Origin of the sequence: Flavobacterium sp. RSP46 (assembly GCF_003984825.1) — a bacterium.
Lineage (GTDB): Bacteria > Bacteroidota > Bacteroidia > Flavobacteriales > Flavobacteriaceae > Flavobacterium.
In genome coordinates this window covers 139910-163596 of the sequence record NZ_RYDM01000008.1, presented here as the reverse complement: position 1 = coordinate 163596, position 23687 = coordinate 139910, and the positions used below count along the sequence as shown (strand labels likewise).

Here is a 23687-nt window from a genome sequence, read left to right as displayed (position 1 = left end):
TTTTTCAATCTTTAAATTAAAATTGTGCTCGTAAAAACCAAAGCCATTGTTCTTTCATCTTTAAAATTTCAAGAAAAAAGCTTAATTGTGAAATGCTTTACGCTGTCACATGGCTTGAAATCGTACTTCGTTCGAGATGCTTTTTCGAGTCGAAAATCAAATCAAAAAATCGCTTATTTTCAACCTTTGACGATACTCGAAATTGAAGCCGTTCATAAAAACAAAGGTACTTTAGAAAATTTCAAGGAAATAAAAATCGGGACTCCTTTTCATTCGATACATTCGGATATCTATAAAAGCACGATTGTAATGTTCATTTCCGAAATGCTACACCATTCCATTCACGAAGAAGAGGCAAATGAACATCTGTTTACCTTTCTGGAAACCGCTTTGCATTGGCTCGACAATCACGATGAAATTGCTAATTTTCATTTGATTTTATTATTAGAAACCACAAAATATCTGGGTTTTTATCCGGATATTTCTGATATGGACATGCCTTTTTTCGAAATGAACGAAGGTGTCTTTACGCCTTTCAATGCCATCAGTTCGCTCACGGAACATGAAAGCAATTTGTTCAAAAAACTAATCGATTTGAAATTCGATACCGATCAAAAAATATTCCATGTCATCGAACGGCAAATCATTTTAAGAATACTGATCGATTACTACAGTTTCCACTTGGATGGTTTTAAAAAACCAAAATCATTGGACGTTTTGAAAGAGGTTTTTTCATAGGACAAAAAAATTCTTCATAATTTAATTTTGCATCAAAAAGTAAAGTATATTTATCTTTTAATCAACTTTGTTGTTCTTTATGGAAAATAAGCTTTAACTAATTAACTTTATGGAATCAAAATCAAAACAAAAAGGAAAAGTTTAAAAAACACATAGGTTGCTAACTATTTAAAATCATTGATATGAAGTATATAAAATTAATTTTGATTTTGATTTCAATAACTATTATTTCGTTACAATTATTTACGGACTACAATATTAGCAAGTGGATAAAAGCAGCAGGATACCTAATTCTTGTCATGCTATTTTTTTTAGAATATCGTAACTCAATAAAAAATACGAGGAAATAGCAGTTAACTATTAATGTTCTTCGTTGTCATATTGTTGAATTTTAGTAATTTAAAAAAGGTGTGTAATGAAGAATAGATTAAAAGTAGAACGCGCCATTTTAAATTTAACTCAAGAGGAATTAGCGGAGAAAATAGGAGTTTCAAGGCAAACTATAAATTCAATTGAAACCAATCGCTTTGTGCCATCAACAGTTCTTGCGCTAAAATTATCAAGGTTGTTTGGAAAATCAGTTAATGATTTTTTCGAACTGGATGATGATGACAAATAAGGGTTAAATACCTCAATTTGATAAGAAATTGTATTTAATACAAATTCTTTCAAAACAAATTCACTTTAGAAAATTGCAAAGCCATAAAAGTTTCAAGAAAACCAAAATCGCTGGATGTTTTAAAAGAAGTTTTTACCTAGAAATTCGGGCGTGACCCTACGTAAAAACTCCGGGTCGGGCTGTTCGTTCCAATCTTTTATTTCGTAAACTTCATAAAGGGATTTCCTCTTCCATCCCTCACGCAAAAACTCGTAACTCATAACTCATAATTCAGAACTATTCCTTACTTTCGCACCTCGATTTAGAAAAGGATAAAATGAGCACAAAATTTACTGAATACAAAGGACTTGACTTACCAACTGTAGCGTCAGAGGTACTTGATTTTTGGAAGAAGGAAAACATATTCGAGAAAAGTGTAACCACTCGTGAAGGAAACACCCCATTCGTGTTTTTTGAAGGGCCGCCTTCGGCAAATGGATTACCGGGAATTCACCACGTAATGGCACGCGCCATTAAAGATATTTTTTGCAGATATAAAACTCAAAAAGGGTTCCAGGTAAAGCGTAAAGCCGGCTGGGATACGCATGGCTTGCCGGTGGAATTAGGAACCGAAAAAGAATTGGGAATCACCAAAGAAGATATTGGAAAAACCATTTCCATCGAAGAATACAACGAAGCGTGCAAAAAAACCGTAATGCGTTATACAGACGTATGGAACGATTTGACCGAAAAAATGGGCTATTGGGTTGATATGGAAGATCCGTATGTGACCTATAAATCCAAATATATGGAAACGGTTTGGTGGATTTTGAAACAAATCTACAACAAGGATTTGATGTACAAAGGCTACACCATTCAGCCTTATTCCCCAAAAGCAGGGACAGGATTGTCATCTCATGAAGTCAACCAACCAGGAAGTTATCGTGATGTAACGGATACGACTGTTGTGGCACAATTCCTCACCCCAGCCCTCTCCAAAGGAGAGGGAGAAGAGAATGATATTTACAAAGCATTCGGACTCAACTCCCTCCCCTTCGGGGAGGGTTGGGGTGGGGATTTTTATTTCCTCGCTTGGACGACAACGCCTTGGACATTGCCAAGTAATACCGCTTTGACTGTAGGTCTAAAAATTGAATATGCTTTAGTAAAAACATTCAATCAATATACGTTTCGTCCGGCAACATTGATTTTGGCTAAAAAATTAGTTGCAAAACAATTCGGGAAAGGGTTCTTTGAAAGTACAGAACCTGCTGATTTTGAAAATTTCAAAGAAGGCGACAAGAAAATTCCGTTTCAGGTTTTAGCAGAATGCAAAGGAGTTGATTTAGTTGATATTCGGTACGAACAACTAATGCCATTGGTGCTTCCGTATCAAAATGCTGAAAATGCTTTTAGAGTAATTTCAGGAGATTTTGTAACTACCGAAGATGGAACAGGAATTGTACATACCTCACCTACTTTTGGTGCTGATGATGCAAGAGTAGCAAAAGAAGCTACGCCAGAAATCCCGCCGATGTTGGTGCTGGATGAAAATGGAACTCCGGTTCCCTTAGTAGATTTACAAGGAAAATTCACCTCACATGTGGGCGAATATGCCGGTAAATATGTGAAAAATGAGTATTATAACGATGGCGAGGCACCGGAACGTTCCGTAGATGTTGAAATTGCCATTCGATTAAAAGAAGAAAACAAAGCCTTCAAAGTAGAGAAATACGTCCACAGTTACCCACATTGCTGGAGAACCGATAAGCCGATTTTATATTATCCATTGGATTCCTGGTTCATAAAAATCACGGAGGTTAGAGACAGAATGTTCGAACTGAACGAAACGATTAACTGGAAGCCAAAATCGACTGGAGAAGGACGTTTTGGAAACTGGATAAAAAATGCCAATGACTGGAATTTATCGCGATCCAGATTCTGGGGAATTCCATTGCCAATTTGGAGAACTGAAGATAAACAAGAGGAGATCTTAATTGGTTCTGTTGAAGAATTATACAACGAAATTGAAAAATCTATCGCTGCAGGTTTTCAAAAAGAAAATCCTTTTAAAGGTTTTGAAATAGGGAATATGGCTGAATCCAATTACGATTTAGTTGATTTGCATAAAAATGTAGTCGACGAAATCACCTTGGTTTCTGCTTCTGGAAAGGCAATGAAACGTGAAGCTGATTTGATTGATGTTTGGTTCGATTCTGGTTCCATGCCTTATGCGCAATGGCATTACCCTTTTGAAAACAAAGATAAAATAGACGCAAACAAGGATTTTCCTGCTGATTTCATTGCTGAAGGAGTGGATCAAACGCGTGGTTGGTTTTATACTTTACATGCCATTGGGACATTAGTTTTTGATAAAGTTGCCTATAAAAATGTAGTTTCTAACGGATTGGTTTTAGACAAAAACGGACAAAAAATGTCTAAACGTCTGGGCAATGCCGCAGATCCATTTGAAACATTAAAAGAATACGGTCCAGATGCGACGCGTTGGTACATGATTTCGAATGCAAATCCTTGGGACAATTTGAAATTTGATTTAGAAGGAATCGCTGAGGTACGTAGAAAATTCTTTGGGACATTATACAACACGTATTCGTTCTTTAGTTTGTATGCCAATATTGATGGTTTCAAATATGAAGAAGCAGAGATTCCATTAAGCGAAAGACCGGAAATTGACCAATGGATTATCTCTGAATTGAATACCTTGATAAAAGATGTAGATACCTATTATGCAGATTATGAGCCAACGAAAGCGGCTCGCGCAATCTCTGAATTTGTTCAGGAAAATTTGAGTAACTGGTATGTTCGTTTGTGCAGAAGACGTTTCTGGAAAGGAGAATACGCACAGGACAAAATCGCGGCATATCAAACTTTATATACGTGTTTGTTAACCATAAGTAAACTTGGTGCACCAATCGCTCCGTTCTTCATGGACAAACTTTACAGAGACTTAACTGTAGCAACACAGTCGGAAAAATATGACAGCGTACATTTGGCCGAGTTTCCAATTTCGGTTGAAAACTATGTTAATAAAATGTTGGAGAGCAAAATGCAGAAAGCACAAACCATTTCATCATTGGTTTTATCACTCCGAAAAAAGGAAATGATCAAGGTGCGTCAGCCGTTGCAAAAGGTAATGATTCCGGTGCTTGACGACAATCAAAGAGCCGAAATTGAAGCTGTTTCTGACCTGATAAAAGCAGAGGTAAACGTGAAGGAAATCGTACTTTTGGATGATGCATCCGGTGTTTTGGTGAAACAAATCAAGCCTAATTTTAAGGCACTTGGACCCCGTTTTGGAAAGGATATGGGGTTGATTTCTAGGGAAATACAAGGGTTTTCTGCGGCACAGATCAGTCAATTGGATAAGGATGGAAGCCTAAGTATTGTTATTGCAGGAAATACCGTAATTTTAACACAAGAAGATGTCGAAATTACCTCACAGGATATTGAAGGCTGGTTGGTAGCAAACGCTAACGGAATAACGGTTGCGCTGGACATTACAATTTCACCAGCATTAAAACAAGAGGGAATTGCCAGAGAATTAGTAAACAGAATTCAGAATATTCGTAAAGATTCCGGATTTGAAGTTACGGATAAAATTAAAGTGCAACTGAAGAGAAACGGACTTTTAGAGCAGGCAATTTTAGAAAATGAAGCCTATATAAAATCAGAAACACTGACCAGTGAATTGGTATTTGTAGATGAAATAACAAACGGTACGGAAATAACATTTGATGAAATAAAAACAATGATATTAATTTCAAAATAATATAAGATGACAGATGAAATCACAAGATATTCTGATACTGATTTAGCAGAATTCAAAGAGATAATCCTTGGGAAAATTAAAAAAGCACAGGCTGATTTAGATCTGATAAAAAGTGCGTACATGAATGATTTAAATAACGGAACTGACGATACTTCGCCAACTTTTAAAGCCTTTGAAGAAGGAAGCGAAACGATGTCTAAAGAAGCGAACTCTCAACTGGCAATTCGTCAGGAAAAGTTTATTCGGGATTTGAAAAATGCCCTTTTCCGTGTCGAAAATAAAACGTACGGAGTGTGTAAAGTCTTCGGTAAATTAATCGGGAAAGAAAGATTGAAAATTGTCCCTCACGCTACAATGAGTATTGAAGCAAAGAACCTGCAACGATAAACTACTAGTTAAACAATATTTAACGCTCCATTGGGAGCGTTTTTTTTGATTAAATTGCTATTTTTGCGCCATTAAAATTTATAAAATGTCATTACGAAAAGCGTATCTCCTTATTTTTATTTTACTGCTTGTTGATCAAGTCACTAAAATCTACATCAAAACTAATTTTATCTTAGGGGAAGAAGTCGAAGTATTCAAATGGTTCAAAATCCTTTTCATTGAAAATGAGGGAATGGCATGGGGAACAGTAATTCCGGGGGTTTACGGAAAATTATTTTTAACCCTTTTTAGATTGGTTGCTGTAGGCGGAATTGGGTACTGGCTATGGGATTCTATAGAAAGAAAAAATAGTTCTAACTATCTAATTGTTGCCATCTCATTGATTTTGGCAGGTGCTTTTGGGAACATCATCGATTCTGTTTTTTACGGAATTATTTTTGATGATAGTCAGCAAGAAGTGGCTACTTTATTCTCGGATCAACCGTATGGAACCTGGTTTCACGGAAAAGTGGTAGATATGTTTTATTTTCCTTTTTGGCACGGAAATTTACCTAGTTGGTTGCCAATTTGGGGTGGAAAAGAATTTACTTTTTTCAATGCAATTTTCAATATTGCAGATATGGCTATTTCGACAGGAGTTGGAATCTTGATTTTTTTCAACAAAAAAGCTTTTCATCACGAATAGGTTCGACGTTTTTTATAACATACAAAAAGACCTGTTCCTGATTTGAGCAAGTCTTTTTTGTTTGTATTAATTTTTATTGTGTCCGGGGGCATATTGTTTAGCGCTTTTCCCGCCATATATTTTTTTTGCTTGACCTGGAGGTAGTTTTTTAGCTTTATAGGATGATCTGCTGGTTCCAGTGTGAATACTGCAGCTTGAAAAGGAAACTGCAAAAAGGATGACCATAACGCTTACGGCAAATCTTGAATTTTTGAATGTTCTCATAAGTTAAGTGGATTGTATCAGTTACAAAAGTACGGATTAAAATTTATAAACTTGATTCGGAGTCACACAGTAATCCAGTTGTATATCGCCTTCAAAAATATCGGTAATCAATTCTTCGGGTTCGAAGAAAGAAAGTCCAATTTTGATTGCATCCGGTTTGCACTCTGATAAAAATTTGTCATAAAATCCTTTGCCGTAACCCACCCGATGTCCTTTTTTGTCGAAAGCCAAAAGCGGAACAAAAATCACATCGATTTTAGTAGAAGGAACTTCAATACCATCTACCGGTTCGGGAATGTTATATTCATTTTTTTTGATTCGGGTATTATCAGTCAAAAGAAAATGCGTCATCTTTCGGGTGGCAAAATCAGCTTTGGAAACAATAATCTCTTTGTCTTTTCCGGATAATATGTGAAGAATAAATTCTGTATTGACTTCCTTTTGTTCTGTTATGGGTAGGAAAATATGAAAATAGGTTTTCTCCCAAAGAGGAAGTGTGAGTGTTTTATTGGCTACAGCCAAACTCTTTTCCTCGATTTCATTTTCGGAAAGGAAGTTCCGTAAGGCTTTGTTTTTTTTCCGTAAGGCTGTTTTATTCATGTTTTATTATTTTGAACCGGATGCAAAAGTATGGATTGTATACTCGTATTTAAAGAGAAAGATGGTAGATGGCATCACCCTGGTATACGATGGGCGCATCATTTACATTAAAAATATAACCTGAATTGGGTGCTTTTACTTTGTGTTCAACCTTTCCGTAGGGATCAGAAATAGAGCCTAAGAGTTGTCCTTTTGTTACGTAATTGCCAATTTTAGTATAACCGTGAAACATCCCGGAGTATTTGGCTCTGACCCAAACGGATTTTTCTATATAAATCGTTTCTTTTTCAGGAATGATGGTTTTTTTCTTTGCATTTAACATCGCCAGATGATGCAATATTCGTTTAGAACCTTCAACTCCTTCCTGTGTGACCGTTTCATTTATGTCAATGGATTTCCCGCCTTCAAACAGCAACATTTTCACCCCCAACTTGTTACATGAATTTCTAAAAGTTCCCGGAATGTTTTTTGAAAACATCGTAAAAGAGGTGCTAAAAATATCCGACAAGGCTTTCAGTTCTGGATTATTAGGAACAATACGAATTTGTGGTGCATTGAAGCGACTGGCGCCACCGGAATGAAAATCAATTACATAATCTACATGTGGAATAATTTCTTTAAGTAAATTATACGCAAACCGGCTTGCAAGTGAGCCCGTTTTACTGCCGGGGAATACCCGGTTTAAGTCCCGTTTGTCTGGAAATTCTCGGGATTGATTCACAAATCCAAAGACATTAATCACGGGAATACAGATAATGGTTCCTGTTTTTGGTTTATTGATTTTTTGTACAATCAGCTGGCGTACAATTTCGATCCCGTTAATTTCATCTCCATGAAGCCCCGCGGTGAATAATACGGTAGGCCCGTTTATTTTTGACCGTTCCACAATTATTGGAATTTTCAGTTTGGTCATGGTATGGAGTTTTGCAATTTCCATATTGATGGTTTTGCTGTCTCCCGGTAAGATGGGCTCTTTTAAGATCGTTATGTTTTTAGGTTCTCGTAGATTCATAGAAAGTTTAAAGGCTAAATTTAGAAAATTATTCGGGAAGAAATAAGAAGTGCGTCATTTTTCGCTTTTGAAAAATGTTATTTGTATTTTTGAAGTGCAAAATTAAATTAAAAAGAATCAATCTAAAATGCTACTTCCTTCACTTGAACTCCAAATCCAAACCTTACCTGATAATCCGGGCGTATACCAATATTACGACAAGGAAGGGAAAATTTTGTATGTAGGCAAAGCCAAAAATTTAAAAAAAAGAGTTTCTTCGTATTTCAATAAAATTCATGACACGGCCAAAACCAATGTGCTCGTTAAGAAGATCGTGACCATAAGACACATTGTGGTTCCTACGGAAACCGATGCCCTTTTACTAGAAAATAACCTAATAAAAACCTTGCAGCCGCGCTACAATGTGTTATTGCGGGATGATAAAAGTTATCCGTGGTTGTGCATCAAGAAAGAACCTTTTTCGCGCATATTTGCGACTCGGAGAATGGTCAAAGACGGGTCGGAATATTTTGGGCCGTATACTAGTTTCAAGACCGTAAGTACTATTTTAGAACTGATCAAAGAGTTGTATCCGCTTAGAACTTGCAATTATGATTTGAGTAAAAGCAATATCGAAAGTGGAAAATTCAAGGTGTGTCTTGAGTATCATATTGGTAATTGTATGGGGCCTTGCGAAGGATTAGAAACTTTAGAAAATTATCAAAAGCAAGTGGACGCGATTCGTGAAATCCTGAAAGGGAATTTCAAGGAAAGCATGAAGGATTTCAAGCGGGTGATGACCAATCTGGCCGCCGACATGCATTTTGAAGAAGCACAAAAAATAAAAGAGAAAATCGAAGTGTTGGAGAATTACCAGTCGCGTTCCACGATTGTAAATCCAAAAATTACGAATATTGATGTCTTTTCGATTGTATCGGATGAAAGTGCGGCGTACGTAAATTTTCTACAAATTTCGCACGGTTCGATTATTCGTTCACACACGATGGAAATCAAAAAGAAACTTGACGAAACCGATGAAGAATTACTGGAATTAGCAATTATTGAACTGCGGGAACGTTTTCAATTGCTGTCGCGTGAAATAATCGTACCGTTTCCCGTTGATTTAGGGGAGAATATAAAAGTAACTGTTCCGCAATTGGGAGATAAAAAGCAAATTTTGGATTTATCCATTCGCAACGCTAAGTTTTACCGAATTGAACAACTCAAACAACTGCAAATTGTAGATCCAGACCGTCATACAAAAAGGATTATGGCACAAATGCAAAAAGATTTGCGATTGCCTGTAGAGCCAAGACATATTGAATGTTTTGACAACTCGAATATTCAAGGGACAAATCCTGTAGCGGCTTGTGTGGTTTTTAAAGATGGAAAACCCAGCAAAAAAGACTACCGCCATTTTAATATAAAAACAGTCGAAGGACCGGATGATTTTGCTTCAATGACCGAAGTGGTTTATAGAAGGTACAAACGATTGCTGGACGAAAAGGAACCGTTACCGAATTTAATAATTATTGACGGTGGAAAAGGGCAATTGTCATCAGCGCTGAAGAGTCTTGACGAATTGGGTCTTCGCGGAAAAATAGCCATAATTGGCATTGCCAAAAGGCTCGAAGAACTTTTTTATCCGGGTGATTCTATTCCGTTATATTTAGATAAAAAATCAGAAACCCTTAAAATAATCCAGCAATTACGCAACGAAGCGCACCGTTTTGGGATAACGCATCACCGGGATAAAAGGAGTAAAGCAGCACTGAATTCTTCGATAGAATCCATTCCCGGTATTGGCGAAAAAACGATGCTGACCTTGATCCAACACTTCAAAAGTGTTAAAAGATTGAAATTAGCAACAGAAAAAGAAATTTCGGACGTTATAGGTGTGTCTAAAGCCAAAAAAATTACCGAATTTTACAAGGCAACAAATCAATGATTAATCTAGAGTATCTAAACTTGGACAAATAATACCCAATCGCGTCCAGTTTTAGTACTGCCAAATTGCTGCTTATGAAGAAAATTGCACTAATATTTCTTGTTTTTACTAGTTTGATGGTGTTTTCGCAGGAGCAAAAAAGACCCAAAGTAGGATTGGTTTTAAGCGGTGGTGGCGCAAAAGGATTTGCTCATATAGGAGTCCTTAAGGTGTTAGAAGAAGCGGGTGTCAAGATTGATTACATAGGCGGAACCAGTATGGGTGCAGTTATTGGAGGGTTGTATGCTTCAGGTTACAATGCAAACCAGATCGATTCTATTTTTCAAGCGACCGATTTCAATGAATTAATAAATGATTTTATCCCCAGGTCTTCCAAGAATTTTTATGAAAAAAGAAACGACGAATTGTATGCTTTGGTTTTACCGTTTGACAAATTCAAAATAGGAATTCCAGAAGCCTTGTCTAAAGGGATCTACAATTATAATTTATTGAGCAGAATTACCAGAAACGTAAGACACATAAAGGATTTTAACCAGCTTCCAATTCCTTTTTTATGTATTGGAACTAATATTGAAACGGGAGAGCAAGTGGTATTGAACAAAGGGAATCTGGCACAGGCCATGATTGCCAGTTCCGCATTTCCCTCCTTATTTTCTCCGGTGGAAATTGATGGAAAAATCCTGGTAGATGGCGGCGTTGTTAATAATTATCCCATTGAAGAGGTGCGAAAATTAGGTGCGGATATCATTATAGGAGTTGATGTTCAAAATGATTTATTAGACCGAACAGAACTCAAGGATGCTACTAAAATTTTAGTTCAAATCACCAATCTTCAATCTATAGAGCGAATGAAAAAAAATGTAACGGATACTGATATTTATATTAGACCAGACGTTACACAATATGGTGTGATCTCATTTGACAAGGGAAAGGAAATAATAAGAAAAGGGGAAGAGGCAACATTTGGGATTTATGAGCAACTCAAACAACTTGTTGATGCGTCCAATCCCTACACGAAGCCCAAGTTAAAACTACTGTCAGACAGCCTTCAAATAAGAGCAATAAAAAGCAATGAATTAAAGAATTATACGAAAGAGTATGTCATAGGGAAGCTAAGATTTAAGCCCGGAGTAAAAACGTGCTATGATGATTTATTAAAAGGCATTAATAATATCAATGCAACCAAAAATTTCAGCTCTATCTCATATTCATTGGAACCTAATAAAGGGGGTGTAGACCTGAACATAAATTTAGAAGAGAATTCAACAAAAACCTATTTAAAATTTGGCCTGCATTATGATAATTTATTCAAAAGTGGCGTTTTGGTAAATTTGACCCGTAAAAAAACACTTTTTAAAAATGATATAGCCTCCCTGGATATTGTTTTAGGAGATAATATTAGATACAATTTAGATTATTACATTGAAAATAGATTTAATTTGAGTTTTGGTTTTAAATCTTATTACAACCAATTTAACAGGAATGTAGCCAAAGAAATAAGCAGTACAACGTTTAATAATCCGGATATAAATTCGATTAATGTAGATTTTACGGACTTGACAAATCAAGCGTATTTCCAGTCTTTATTTGTTCAAAAATTTCTGATAGGAGGCGGAGTCGAACTCAAATATTTAAAAATAAAATCAGAAACACTCGCCAATGTAGATCCAATAATTGACAACAGTAATTACTTCAGTCTTTTTGGCTACATGAAATTTGATTCTTTTGATAATAAATATTTTCCTAAAAAAGGATGGTATTTTACTGGTGATATTCAAACCTATTTGCTTTCGTCCAATTACACGGGCGATTTTCAACCGTTTTCTATTGCTAAAGCAGATTTTGGTGTAGCCGCAACTTTATTTAAGAACGCTACAGTAAAATTCCAAACCGATGCCGGGTTTTCTTTTGGTCAGGAAAGCGTTGCTTTTTTTAATTTTATTTTAGGAGGATATGGATATAATCCGCTTAATAATTTCAAATATTTATATGGATACGATTATTTAAGTGTGGCCGCTAATAGTTATATAAAATCAACAGGAACGATAGATTATGAGTTTTATAAAAAAAACCACATCAATTTTTCGGCAAATTTTGCTAATATTGGAGATCGGATTTTTGAGACTGTGGATTGGGTTTCAATTCCAAAATATTCTGGCTATGCCGTAGGATATGGTTTAGAAACAGTCATTGGACCTATAGAAATAAAATATTCCTGGTCCCCGGAACAGCCTAAAGGATTTACATGGTTCAGTATTGGGTTTTTGTTTTAATTGTAATTTATTTGAATTTTAATTCCGATATTTGTTATTATGAAAACAATTTGGAACGGTTTGTTAGGATATCTGCAATTCCTCATTAAGAGGAATCCGGAATAGATTGTATTTTTTTTGATTTAATTAAATAAGTTTATTTCGATAAAACGATAAACTTTTAAACTTTAACTTTTAAGCAAAAAAATCATGCCTTTATACCATAAATTGGGGAAATTTCCCCAAAAAAGACATACTCAATTTGAAAAGCCTACAGGTGGTTTGTATTACGAACAGCTTTTTGGAACGGAAGGTTTTCACGGTAATTCGTCCTTGTTATATCATGTTCACAGACCAACACAGGTGAAGGAAATTTTAAAATCCTATTCAGTAGAACCAAAAATTGCCATTGGAAAAAACATCAAATCATTACTTTTAAAAGGTTTTGAGTTAAAGCCGGAGGACGATTTTCTGGACAGCCGTAAAGCCATGTTGATCAATAAAGATTGTATTATAGGATTAGCCGCACCAAGACAATCCTTACGCAGTTATTTCTATAAAAATGCCGATGCTGATGAAATGATTTTCATTCATAAAGGGAAAGGAAAATTGCGCACCATGATGGGAAATATTTCTTTCGAATATGGAGATTACTTGATTATTCCACGTGGAATGATTTACCAAATTGATTTTGAAACTTCGGAAAATAGATTGTTTTACGTCGAATCATTTGCTCCTTTTTACACGCCAAAACGCTATAAAAATGAATCAGGTCAACATCTAGAACATTCTCCATTTTGCGAGCGCGACTTTATTTTGCCAACAGAATTAGAAACGCACGATGAAAAAGGTGATTTTCTAATAAAAATCAAGAAAGAAGGAATGATGCATGAATTCGTTTATGCCACACATCCCTTTGATGTAGTAGGTTGGGACGGTTATAATTTTCCATACGGATTTAGTATTCATAATTTCGAACCTATAACAGGTCGGGTACACCAGCCGCCACCAGTGCATCAGACTTTTGAAACTTCAACTTTTGTCGTTTGTTCGTTCGTTCCACGATTGTACGATTACCATCCAAAATCCATTCCTGCGCCTTACAATCACAGTAATATAGATAGTGATGAGGTTTTGTATTATGTAGATGGGGATTTCATGAGTCGCAACAATATAGAGCAAGGTCACATTACACTACATCCAAAAGGGATTCCTCACGGACCGGCGCCAGGTGCTATGGAACGCAGCATTGGTCATACAGAAACCCACGAATTAGCGGTTATGGTTGATACCTTTCGTCCCTTAATGGTCACCGAAGAAGCGATGGGATTGGACGACGGTCAATATTACAAATCTTGGGTCGAGTAATTAGAAGCTATTTCCTGCTGTACGCTTTATCTTTTCCTGGCTAAAGAAGCCAGAAAAAGGATGCCGTTTCCATCAGGGCTAGGGCTTTAGAGTAAACAACAACATAATTTTAAATTAATACATCCGTGTACATCTGTTTTATCCGCGTCAACCGCGTTCCAAAACTAGAGATGCCGAATCAAAAAATAAATCACAATGAGCAAAGAAGTAAAATCAGTAGAATACGGACTCGAAAAAATATTTGAAGGAGCACAAGATTTCCTTCCGTTATTAGGAACCGATTATGTAGAATTCTACGTAGGAAATGCAAAACAATCCGCACATTATTATAAAACGGCTTTTGGGTATCAGTCTTTGGCGTATGCAGGATTAGAAACCGGAGTGCGAGACAGAACGTCGTATGTGTTAAAACAAGATAAAATCCGCATTGTATTAACTACGCCATTAACACAAGATTCTCCAATACACGAACATTTAAGAAAACATGGAGACGGCGTGAAAGTTGCAGCGCTATGGGTAGAAGATGCCACCAGTGCGTACGAAGAAACCATGAAACGTGGTGCGCGCTCTTTTATGGAGCCTACGGTAGAGAAAGACGAATTTGGAGAAGTAGTACGTTCCGGAATTTACACTTACGGAGAAACGGTACATATTTTTGTAGAGCGCAAAAACTATAATGGTGTTTTCCTTCCTGGTTATAAGGAATGGAAATCCGAGTATAATCCGGAACCAACAGGATTAAAATACATTGACCACATGGTAGGAAATGTGGGTTGGAACGAAATGAATACTTGGGTTAAGTTTTATGAAGACGTGATGGGATTTGTAAATTTCCTTTCTTTTGATGACAAACAAATCAATACGGAATATTCAGCATTGATGAGTAAAGTAATGTCAAACGGAAATGGAAGAATCAAATTTCCAATCAACGAACCTGCCGAAGGAAAGAAGAAATCGCAAATTGAGGAATACCTGGATTTTTATGGTGGTCCTGGAATTCAGCATATCGCAATAGCAACGGACGATATTATCAAAACCGTATCGCAATTGAAAGCCAGAGGAATTGAATTTTTGTCCGCTCCTCCACATACCTATTATGAAGCCATTCCGGAGCGATTGGGAGATCACATGAAAATGATGAAAGAAGATTTAAACGAAATCGAGAAACTAGCCATCATGGTAGATGCCGATGAAGAAGGGTATTTGTTGCAAATTTTCACAAAACCGGTGCAAGACAGGCCAACCTTATTTTTTGAAATTATACAAAGAATGGGAGCCAAAGGTTTTGGAGCGGGGAACTTTAAAGCGCTATTTGAATCAATTGAGCGAGAACAGGAATTGCGAGGAACGTTGTAAAAAAGCATTATTTTTACATATTGTGAAAAAATAACTAATAAACAACATGTTTTTTTGTAAATGTTGTGTTAAACTTTTTTTTTAACAAAAAAAAGTGGATTTGTTAACTACCTTTGCACTCGCAAAAAGGGAAGGGGTGGTTTCCTTCCTGATTTCATATAAATTTCATAGTTTATAGTTTTTTGGTTAGTTAATAGCATAAAAACTCAGTCATTATTTGACTGAGTTTTTTTGTTTTGATATATTTGGAACAAAATTTGCTAATAGAGTCAATAAACAGACAAATTAAGTGATGAAAAAACTATTCTTATTCTTTGTGTTGATTATAACAGTAAGCTTTGATTCTCCTCAGGAAGATGCTTACGGAGTGGGTGAGTGGTTCAAATTCAGGATACACTATGGAATAGTCAATGCCGGTTATGCCACGCTGGAAGTAAAAGAGGCCATTTTGAACAACAAAAAAACGTTTCATGTTGTTGGTAAAGGATACACCACGGGGATGTCTCGTTTTTTCTTTAAAGTAGATGATTTATACGAAAGCTACATTGATAAGGAAACAGGAAATCCGTACCAGTTTGTTCGAAAAATTGATGAAGGCGGCTATACTAAAAATCAAGAAGGGTTTTTTGACCAATCTACAAACAGAGTTGTTGTAAAAGATTATAAACATAAAACCGAAAAAACACTTTACATTCCGAAAAACACTCAGGATATTCTATCGGCCTTTTATTATTTAAGAAACTATCCTAGTATCGATAAATTAAAAATTGGAGAATCAGTGGCAATCGATATGTTTTTTGATGATGAAACTACTAAATTCAAGCTAAAGTTCATTGGACGAGAAAATATTACCACTAAATTTGGCGTTGTTTCAGCTATGATTTTTAGACCTTTGGTACAATCAGGACGCGTTTTCAAGGAGAAAGAAAGTCTTACTGTCTGGATTTCGGACGATGACAATAAAGTACCGCTGAGGATAAAAGCCAGTCTGGCAGTAGGGTCAATCAAGGCAGATATTGAGGGATACAGAGGATTGAAAAATCCTTTTAAAACAAAAAAATAATGAGTACTAAAGACAATTCAGAAGCTATTTTAAAAGAAATTGAGCTTAAATATGAAGCGATAAATCAAAAAACAGAAACACAGCTCGAAGGATTATTATGGTCTAAGCCAATCACCTATTGGGATTATATTCAGACAGATGCCCTGTTGAATCTTCAAATTCAGAGAACGACGCTTCCGGACGAAATGGTTTTTATCATGTATCACCAGGTTAATGAATTGATATTTAAAATGATTCTCTGGGAGATGCGGCAAATTTCCTATTGTGAAAGCATTAATACAGTATTTTTCACGGAACGATTAATGCGAATCAGCCGTTATTTTGACATGTTAACCACCTCTTTTGATATTATGGGAAATGGAATGGAAGTGGAGCAATACATGAAATTTAGAAATACACTAACTCCGGCCAGCGGCTTTCAAAGTGCGCAATACCGCTTGATAGAATTTTCATCAACAGACCTAATAAATCTGATTGATTACCGTTATAGAGATACCATTGACCGGAATACAACGTATGAGTTTGCACTGGAACATTTGTATTGGCAAGCAGCCGGAAAAGAGTATCACAGCGGTAAAAAATCATTTTTACTGGAGGAGTTTGAAAAAAAATATAAAAAGGAATTCTTAGCTCACATGGAGGAATACAACACCATTAATATTTGGCAAAAATTCAAACAATTACCGGAATCAGATCAAAAAAATCCAGAACTAATTCAAGCCATGCGTCATTATGACCATACGGTAAATATTACTTGGGTAATGCAACACCTTAATACAGCAAAAAAATATATAGATCAGAGTGGTAAAGGGGATGGTGAAGCTACTGGCGGGAGTGACTGGAAAAAATACATGCATCCAAAATATCAAAGAAGAATTTTCTTCCCGGAATTATGGAGTAGCCACGAATTAGAAAATTGGGGAGTAGAAATGTAGATTGAATAAAAAAAAACAAGATTTGAAACAAATATTTATAATTATAATAGCACTTTTTTCTTTAGTATCATGTAATAAAATGAAGGAAGTTGTGCCGGAAAAAGTAGTGAAACTTGTTCCTAAAAAGAGTGAGTTTGGGTTTGTTCTTGCTGATTTTAATATCGTTAATGATACTATAGAAAGGGGAGATACTTTTGGAACTATTATTCAAAATCAGAATATTGGGGAACGAAAAGTATATGATATTATTGCTAAAGTGAGAGATTCGTTTGATGTAAGAAGTATTAGAATCAACAGGCCTTTTACGTTGTTGAGGTCCAAGGATAAAAAACATAATTTACAGGCTTTTATTTATCAACCCGATGCGCTGAGTTATTACGTGATTGATATGCGGGACACAGCGGTAGTTGTTTATAAAAAAACCAAACCAATTACAATTAGGCGACGCACCATTGGTGGAGTTTTGAAAGAATCATTGTCGGAAACTTTAGACAATGCTAAGATTGAAGGGGCTCTAGCGAATAAAATAGCTAAAATTTACGCCTATTCAATTGATTTCATGAAACTCAAAAAAGGAGATCGTTTTGCGATAACGTTTACAGAGCGCTTTATAAATGATTCCGTTTATGATGGAGTCGAAGAACTGGAAGCTTCTTTTTTTGAATACGGAGGAAAAATTATTTATGCCTTTCCTTTTGCGCAGAACCCCAATTCAGATAAAATTCAATATTATAATGAAGAAGGGAAAACACTAAAAAATTTCTTTCTTAAGTCTCCAATAAAATTCAGTAGAATTTCGTCAAGATTTTCAAACAGTAGATTTCATCCGGTTCAGCACAGATGGAAAGCACATAAAGGAACGGATTATGCGGCGCCTCATGGCACACCTATAACCACTACGGCAAGCGGCGTTGTGGAGCAAAGTGGTTTTACTGCCGGAAACGGGAATTTTGTAAAAGTTAAACATAACGGGACCTACTCGACACAATATTTGCACATGTCAAAAATACTCGTGAGACGCGGACAACGGGTCAGTCAGGGACAGGTTATCGGTTTAGTAGGAAGCACAGGTTTGGCAACAGGGCCACATGTTTGTTATCGATTTTGGAAAAACGGAAGACAAGTAGATGCATTAAGACTTAAATTGCCTAGTGGTGAACCGATGAATGGCGCTAATAAAAGTCGGTTTTTGACACAAATAACGCCCTTGAAATTTAAACTGGATAGTGTGGCTAACCTGTAAATAACATTTGTAAAATCATCACAATTTTTTTCAAAAAAGACGAGTTGCTTAGTGTTAGTCCCAAAAAACACTAAAATCTTGTTATATTACTATAGTTTAATATAATGCAAAACCATTTTTCATTAAAACTAATTTCACTATTTTTACCCTATTAAAATAATACTACAAAACACACAATAAATGGCTTTAAATACGATAAACCCAACAGAAACAAAGGCATGGAAGAAACTTCAAATGCATTACAACGAAATGCAAAAAGCTTCAATGCGAGAATTATTTCAATTGGACGCAACCAGAACTGAAAAATTCAATTTGAAATGGAATGATTTTTTAATTGATTATTCAAAAAATATTATTAATCAAGAAACACTTCAGTTGTTATTACAACTAGCAGATGAAGTAGGACTTAAAAGTGCTATTGCTGATTATTTTAATGGTGCAATAATTAATCAAACGGAAAATAGAGCAGTACTTCACACCGCATTGCGTGCCAAAAAATCAGCAATAATAAATGTTGATGGAAGTAATGTACTTACTGAAATTAATGAAGTAAAAAGTAAAATTAAATTATTTACCAATGAAGTAATTTCCGGCAAAAGAACAGGTTTTACAGGGAAACCGTTCACGGATGTGGTCAATATAGGCATTGGAGGCTCGGATTTAGGGCCTGTTATGGTTGTTGAGGCATTGCAATTTTATAAAAATCATTTAAATGTTCATTTTGTTTCTAATGTGGATGGGGATCATGTAAATGAAATCATAAAAAAACTAAATCCAGAAACAACGCTTTTTGTGGTTGTTTCCAAAACATTTACAACTCAAGAAACATTAACCAACTCTGAAACCATCAGAAAATGGTTTTTAAAATCGGCTACTCAAGAAGATGTGGCCAAGCATTTTGTTGCCGTTTCTACCAATATTCAAAAAGTAACAGCGTTTGGGATAAACCCAGACAACGTATTCCCTATGTGGGATTGGGTTGGAGGGAGATTCTCTTTGTGGAGTGCCGTTGGACTTACGATAAGTTTAGCCGTTGGGTACGATAATTTTGACGGCATGCTAAAAGGAGCCAATGAGATGGACGAGCATTTCAAAACTGCCGATTTTGACCAAAACATGCCGGTTACGTTAGCGTTATTGAGTATTTGGTACAACAATTTTTTTGGTGCCGAAAGTGAAGCTTTGATTCCGTACACGCAATACTTACAAAAATTAGCCCCCTACTTGCAACAAGGAACAATGGAAAGCAATGGTAAAAGTGTGGGTCGGGACGGGAAACCAGTCAATTACCAAACTGGGACGATCATTTGGGGGGAGCCGGGAACGAATGCGCAACATGCTTTTTTTCAGTTAATTCACCAAGGGACAAAACTGATACCTGCAGATTTTATTGGATTTGTAACTCCGCTATACGGCGACAATGATCATCATGATAAACTAATGTCTAACTTTTTTGCACAAACAGAAGCATTAATGCATGGGAAATCAGAAGAACAAGTACAGGCTGAATTTGATACACAAGGAATTTCAGCTGATAAAGCAAAATTCCTTTTGCCATTTAAAGTTTTTACAGGTAACAAGCCTACAAATACTATTTTAATTCAAAAACTGACACCCGAGACGTTAGGCTCTTTGATAGCCTTGTATGAGCACAAGATTTTTGTACAAGGAGTGATCTGGAATATTTTTAGTTTTGACCAGTGGGGAGTTGAATTAGGAAAACAATTGGCAAATTCTATCTTGGAAGAAATTAATACAAAAACGGTTCAAACACATGACGGATCTACCACTTTTTTATTGAATCATTTTTTGAAGAATAAATAGGAGCAAATAAGCTACTGATTTTTATGATCGTATCAATTTTCATTTAAGGTTGATTACTGCTCTGTTTTTGATGGAGGTATAAAACACTAAAAGCCTTGATTTTAGCTAATTCAGGGCTTTTTAGTATTTAAGTAATTCTGGCAGAGTACTTTTTTTAAATTTGTGTTATTTTTTTTAGTATTTGCAATTGGTAATTTGGTGTGGATAATTTAATATAAAATGATTTTAATTGAATAATTTCTTTTTTTTTAATTAAAAAAAGCGAGATTATTGGTTTGAGATAAAAATTCTGTTTAAAAGAAACGATATTCTTAACGTTATGTTAACTTATTAAAGCAAAAATGTTATATTTTTGCCAAATATTAATAAACTAGACAATATGAAAAAATTTTTAAAGTTGTTTTTTGCATTAGCGTTATTATTTTGCGCTAATCCTAACCTTTACGCACAGGGAAATACAAATTCCTCTGTAAGCGGAAATGTTTATGATAACGATTCTCAAACTTTACCAGGGGCATCTATTCTTGCAGTACATACTCCTTCAGGTTCCCGTTACACTGCATCTACAGATGGGACTGGTAATTTTAGTATTTCAAACATGAGAGTAGGGGGACCTTACAAAATTACTATCACTTATGTAGGTTTCAGAAACCATGAAGAAAACGAAATTTATCTTCAATTAGGAGAAAATAAAACCTTTAAAATTGCTTTGGCTGAAGAGTCAAATCAATTGAAAGAAGTAGTAGTTAGAAGCGCAAGAGACAATACGTTTAATTCTCAAAGAACAGGAGCGCAAACAGTAATTAATTCTGATAAAATCAATTCATTACCTTCCTTATCCAGAAACATTTCTGATTTTGCAAGATTGACACCTCAGGCACAAATTCGAGGCGATGATCAATTGTCTATTGGGGGACAAAATAATAGATTCAATGCAATTTATATTGATGGAGCTGTAAGTAATGATGTTTTCGGACTAGCTGCAAACGGAACTAACGGAGGGCAAACGGGTGTAAGTCCAATTTCTGTGGATGCAATTGAGCAATTTCAAGTAAGTGTAGCTCCTTATGATGTGAAACTTTCAGGTTTTGCGGGTGGAGCAATTAGTGCAATTACGAAATCAGGAACTAATGATTTTGAAGGATCTGCCTATTTTTTCAATAGAGACGAGTCTATTTCTGCTAAAACGCCTCCTTCATTGGCAGGTGCAGACGGAAGACAAAAGTTAGCTGATTTTTCTGCGCAAACGTACGGAGTTCGTGCAGGTGGATCAATTGTCAAAGACAAATTGTTTTATTTTATCAACTATGAAAAACAAAATAATGAAACACCACAACCTTTTGATTTTGGTACCTACGCAGGAGATTCTAAATTAGCTGATATTAATGCCTTAACTGCAAAATTAGCAGGTTTTGGATATGATCCAGGTTCTTACAATAATAATGTCAGAACACTTAAGAGTGATAAAATCATTGCTAAGTTAGACTGGAACATCAGTGATAATCATAAATTATCATTTAAGCACAGTATTGTTGATGCAGAGAATTTTTCTCCTAGCCGTTCTTCTGCTACAGCAATTAGTTTTATCAATGGTAGTCAGTTATTTAAATCGACAACTAATTCAACAGCTTTAGAACTAAACTCAAGATTTAGTAATAAATTTTCTAACAATCTTGTTATTGCTTACACAACTGTAGCTGATGACAGAGACCCATCTGGAGATCCGTTTCCTACCGTTCAAATTATAGATGGTCCAGGTAGTATTTTCTTTGGTGCAGAAGCTTTTTCAACTGCAAATCTTTTAGATCAAAAAGTATTGACTATTTCTGATAATTTTGAAATCAATCTTGGAAGAAATAAAATCACGATTGGAACTCACAACGAATTTTCACAATCTAAAAACGTATTCTTTGGTAACAATTTTGGAGCTTATCGTTACTCCAAATTATCTGATTTCTTAACAGATGCAAGAGCAAATAGGTTTTTAATGAACTATTCCTTGATTGGTGGTAGTGGAGATGAGTCGCTAGGAGCAGCTGAGTTTGGTACAAAACAATTTGGTTTGTATATTCAAAATGACATGAGATTGACTGAAAATTTCAAACTTTCTTACGGAGTAAGAGTTGATATGCCGGTATGGGAAGATGGTTTAGTAAATAATGATTTTAATGTTAGAACGGTTGGGTTATTACAAGCAGCCGGTAAAAACTTGAAAGATGCCAGAGTAGGTCAAGGGATATCTAATTATGCTCATTTTGCACCGCGTTTGGGTTTTAATTATGATGTAAATGGTGCAAAATTAACTCAAATTAGAGGTGGATTTGGAGTATTTACTTCTAGGTTACCGCTAGTATGGCCAGGTGGGACATATAACAATAATGGAGTTACTCAAGGAGCGATTCAAATTACCGGAGGGACAACGCCAGTGTTCAATCCTAATCCAAGCGTTGATAGTCAAATAGCGCCGCTTCCTGCTTCTGTCCCAAGACCAGGTTCAGGTAGTACGGGCGGTAATATTGATATTTTTGCAAAAGATTTTAAATTACCACAGGTATTTAAAGCAAGTTTTGCAGTAGATCAAAAATTGCCATTAGGCTTCGTGTTTACTTCTGAAGTTACTTACAATGATAACATCAGTGCTATCACCTATGAAAATTTGAATATCAAAGCGTCTACAAGTAACTTAACTGGAGCGGATACAAGACCAACTTACAATGCAAATAATAGAGTTGATAACAAGTATCTAGGAATTTATTTGGCCTCTAATACAGATGAAGGAAAAGCTTATAATGTGTCTTTTACTTTAACTAAAAACTTTAGATCACCATTTATTGACGGTAATATTTCTGGTACATATTCCTATGGTAAGTCTACCGTTCTATTGGATGCAACCTCATCTCAAAACAGTTCTCAGTGGAATAATACTGAAACCGTTAATGGAGCTAATTTTCCAACATTGTCAAGATCTGATTTTGATCAAGGTGCAAGAGTTATTTCGAACGGAAATGTTACTTTGAAATGGAGTAAATTCACAAAATCAAGAATTGGTTTCTTCTACGAAGGAGCTCAAGGAACACCGATAAGTTATGTGTATAATGACCGTGGAAATTTGTTAAAAGATACATTCTCTAGTTCAGCATTGATTTATGTTCCTGCTGCTAAATCTGAAATTAATTTAGTAAGCACAACTAATGGCTTAACCGCTGATCAACAATGGGATGCGCTTAGTGCTTTTATCGAAGGGAATGAGTATTTAAGAAGTAGAAAAGGTGGATACGCTGAGCGTAACGGAGATCGTTTAAAAACGACTCATGTTGTCGATTTGAAATTTGCACAAGAGTTTACTATCAACGTAGGGAATAAGAAACATACCTTAGAATTTACAGCTGATATTTTCAACTTTACCAATCTTATAAATAAAAATTGGGGTAAACGTTATTTTACAAGCTTTGACCAAGTGCAATTGCTTCAGCAAGTTGGATTCTTAGCTAATGGTACCACACCAACGTTTAGATACAACCCTGCTGTAGGAAATAATGTTAACCAAGTTGATGATGTAGGTCTTAACTCGTCAAGATGGCAAATGCAAACTGGTGTTCGTTATACATTCAACTAGTTTAGCTTAAAATAATCTAACCCTCATTT

At 35.6% G+C, this 23687-nt stretch carries 17 protein-coding genes; 14 read left to right on the top strand and 3 right to left on the bottom strand.

Annotation, left to right across the window (positions count from 1 at the left end; translation table 11 throughout):
* The first annotated feature begins 24 nt into the window (after positions 1 to 24).
* From recO to EKM01_RS12785, 5 genes are all read left to right on the top strand, one after another.
* Positions 25 to 738: a DNA repair protein RecO gene (recO, locus tag EKM01_RS12805; protein ID WP_126561421.1), complete on the top strand. Its 714-nt coding sequence runs from the start codon at positions 25 to 27 to the stop codon at positions 736 to 738.
* Between the two features lie 415 nt (positions 739 to 1153).
* Positions 1154 to 1357 carry a helix-turn-helix transcriptional regulator gene (locus EKM01_RS12800; protein ID WP_126457642.1) on the top strand — a complete coding sequence of 68 codons (204 nt, stop codon included), beginning with the start codon at positions 1154 to 1156 and terminating at the stop codon, positions 1355 to 1357.
* Positions 1358 to 1673: 316 nt separating this feature from the next.
* Positions 1674 to 5126, top strand: a complete 3453-nt coding sequence (gene ileS / locus EKM01_RS12795; protein WP_126768593.1) for an isoleucine--tRNA ligase — start codon at positions 1674 to 1676, stop codon at positions 5124 to 5126.
* Between the two features lie 6 nt (positions 5127 to 5132).
* A complete protein-coding gene (locus EKM01_RS12790; protein ID WP_126457640.1) occupies positions 5133 to 5513 on the top strand; it encodes a TraR/DksA family transcriptional regulator in 381 nt (126 codons plus the stop codon).
* Positions 5514 to 5598: 85 nt separating this feature from the next.
* On the top strand, positions 5599 to 6198 hold the full coding sequence (locus EKM01_RS12785; RefSeq protein WP_126457639.1) for a lipoprotein signal peptidase: 600 nt from the start codon (positions 5599 to 5601) through the stop codon (positions 6196 to 6198).
* 66 nt (positions 6199 to 6264) lie between these two features.
* Here EKM01_RS12785 and EKM01_RS12780 read toward each other — a convergent pair whose 3' ends face one another.
* From EKM01_RS12780 to EKM01_RS12770, 3 genes are read right to left on the bottom strand one after another with little or no spacing between them, the layout of a single operon-like run.
* Positions 6265 to 6462, bottom strand: coding sequence for a hypothetical protein (locus EKM01_RS12780; RefSeq protein ID WP_126457638.1), 198 nt, complete (start codon positions 6460 to 6462; stop codon positions 6265 to 6267).
* Between the two features lie 36 nt (positions 6463 to 6498).
* The gene (locus EKM01_RS12775) at positions 6499 to 7062 is read right to left on the bottom strand and encodes a 5-formyltetrahydrofolate cyclo-ligase (protein WP_126768592.1); all 564 of its coding nucleotides are present in this window, start codon (positions 7060 to 7062) and stop codon (positions 6499 to 6501) included.
* A gap of 49 nt (positions 7063 to 7111) precedes the next feature.
* Entirely contained in the window at positions 7112 to 8074 is a 963-nt protein-coding gene (locus EKM01_RS12770; protein WP_233589329.1) for a succinylglutamate desuccinylase/aspartoacylase family protein, read from the bottom strand.
* Between the two features lie 127 nt (positions 8075 to 8201).
* Between EKM01_RS12770 and uvrC the strand changes: the two genes are divergently transcribed.
* The 9 genes from uvrC to EKM01_RS12725 all read left to right on the top strand — a co-directional run bounded on the left by uvrC (position 8202) and on the right by EKM01_RS12725 (position 23658).
* A complete protein-coding gene (gene uvrC, locus EKM01_RS12765; RefSeq protein WP_126563583.1) occupies positions 8202 to 10001 on the top strand; it encodes an excinuclease ABC subunit UvrC in 1800 nt (599 codons plus the stop codon).
* Positions 10002 to 10075: 74 nt separating this feature from the next.
* The gene (locus tag EKM01_RS12760; RefSeq protein WP_126768591.1) at positions 10076 to 12274 is read left to right on the top strand and encodes a patatin-like phospholipase family protein; all 2199 of its coding nucleotides are present in this window, start codon (positions 10076 to 10078) and stop codon (positions 12272 to 12274) included.
* A 189-nt stretch (positions 12275 to 12463) separates the two neighbouring features.
* Complete coding sequence (locus EKM01_RS12755) at positions 12464 to 13621, top strand: homogentisate 1,2-dioxygenase (protein WP_126768590.1); 1158 nt, start codon at positions 12464 to 12466, stop codon at positions 13619 to 13621.
* A 195-nt stretch (positions 13622 to 13816) separates the two neighbouring features.
* Positions 13817 to 14977 carry a 4-hydroxyphenylpyruvate dioxygenase gene (gene hppD / locus EKM01_RS12750; protein ID WP_126457633.1) on the top strand — a complete coding sequence of 387 codons (1161 nt, stop codon included), beginning with the start codon at positions 13817 to 13819 and terminating at the stop codon, positions 14975 to 14977.
* 292 nt (positions 14978 to 15269) lie between these two features.
* Positions 15270 to 16040 carry a DUF3108 domain-containing protein gene (locus tag EKM01_RS12745; RefSeq protein WP_126457632.1) on the top strand — a complete coding sequence of 257 codons (771 nt, stop codon included), beginning with the start codon at positions 15270 to 15272 and terminating at the stop codon, positions 16038 to 16040.
* Positions 16040 to 16975, top strand: a complete 936-nt coding sequence (locus EKM01_RS12740) for a tryptophan 2,3-dioxygenase family protein (protein WP_126554032.1) — start codon at positions 16040 to 16042, stop codon at positions 16973 to 16975. Before EKM01_RS12745 ends, EKM01_RS12740 begins: the two co-directional genes overlap by 1 nt.
* A gap of 22 nt (positions 16976 to 16997) precedes the next feature.
* Positions 16998 to 18218: a peptidoglycan DD-metalloendopeptidase family protein gene (locus tag EKM01_RS12735; RefSeq protein WP_126768589.1), complete on the top strand. Its 1221-nt coding sequence runs from the start codon at positions 16998 to 17000 to the stop codon at positions 18216 to 18218.
* A gap of 180 nt (positions 18219 to 18398) precedes the next feature.
* Complete coding sequence (gene pgi / locus EKM01_RS12730) at positions 18399 to 20042, top strand: glucose-6-phosphate isomerase (protein ID WP_126768588.1); 1644 nt, start codon at positions 18399 to 18401, stop codon at positions 20040 to 20042.
* Between the two features lie 379 nt (positions 20043 to 20421).
* Positions 20422 to 23658, top strand: coding sequence for a carboxypeptidase regulatory-like domain-containing protein (locus tag EKM01_RS12725; RefSeq protein ID WP_126563585.1), 3237 nt, complete (start codon positions 20422 to 20424; stop codon positions 23656 to 23658).
* Positions 23659 to 23687 lie beyond the last annotated feature (29 nt).

What these genes read in the sequence shown, in the direction of transcription:
- EKM01_RS12755 (WP_126768590.1), top strand. Translation starts at nt 12,464, where the DNA reads ATGCCTTTATACCATAAATTGGGGAAATTTCCCCAAAAAAGACATACT.
- uvrC (WP_126563583.1), top strand. Translation starts at nt 8,202, where the DNA reads ATGCTACTTCCTTCACTTGAACTCCAAATCCAAACCTTACCTGATAAT.
- EKM01_RS12760 (WP_126768591.1), top strand. Translation starts at nt 10,076, where the DNA reads ATGAAGAAAATTGCACTAATATTTCTTGTTTTTACTAGTTTGATGGTG.
- EKM01_RS12740 (WP_126554032.1), top strand. Translation starts at nt 16,040, where the DNA reads ATGAGTACTAAAGACAATTCAGAAGCTATTTTAAAAGAAATTGAGCTT.
- ileS (WP_126768593.1), top strand. Translation starts at nt 1,674, where the DNA reads ATGAGCACAAAATTTACTGAATACAAAGGACTTGACTTACCAACTGTA.
- EKM01_RS12770 (WP_233589329.1), bottom strand. Translation starts at nt 8,074, where the DNA reads ATGAATCTACGAGAACCTAAAAACATAACGATCTTAAAAGAGCCCATC.
- EKM01_RS12775 (WP_126768592.1), bottom strand. Translation starts at nt 7,062, where the DNA reads ATGAATAAAACAGCCTTACGGAAAAAAAACAAAGCCTTACGGAACTTC.
- EKM01_RS12800 (WP_126457642.1), top strand. Translation starts at nt 1,154, where the DNA reads ATGAAGAATAGATTAAAAGTAGAACGCGCCATTTTAAATTTAACTCAA.
- EKM01_RS12725 (WP_126563585.1), top strand. Translation starts at nt 20,422, where the DNA reads ATGAAAAAATTTTTAAAGTTGTTTTTTGCATTAGCGTTATTATTTTGC.
- EKM01_RS12785 (WP_126457639.1), top strand. Translation starts at nt 5,599, where the DNA reads ATGTCATTACGAAAAGCGTATCTCCTTATTTTTATTTTACTGCTTGTT.
- EKM01_RS12790 (WP_126457640.1), top strand. Translation starts at nt 5,133, where the DNA reads ATGACAGATGAAATCACAAGATATTCTGATACTGATTTAGCAGAATTC.
- pgi (WP_126768588.1), top strand. Translation starts at nt 18,399, where the DNA reads ATGGCTTTAAATACGATAAACCCAACAGAAACAAAGGCATGGAAGAAA.
- hppD (WP_126457633.1), top strand. Translation starts at nt 13,817, where the DNA reads ATGAGCAAAGAAGTAAAATCAGTAGAATACGGACTCGAAAAAATATTT.
- EKM01_RS12745 (WP_126457632.1), top strand. Translation starts at nt 15,270, where the DNA reads ATGAAAAAACTATTCTTATTCTTTGTGTTGATTATAACAGTAAGCTTT.
- EKM01_RS12780 (WP_126457638.1), bottom strand. Translation starts at nt 6,462, where the DNA reads ATGAGAACATTCAAAAATTCAAGATTTGCCGTAAGCGTTATGGTCATC.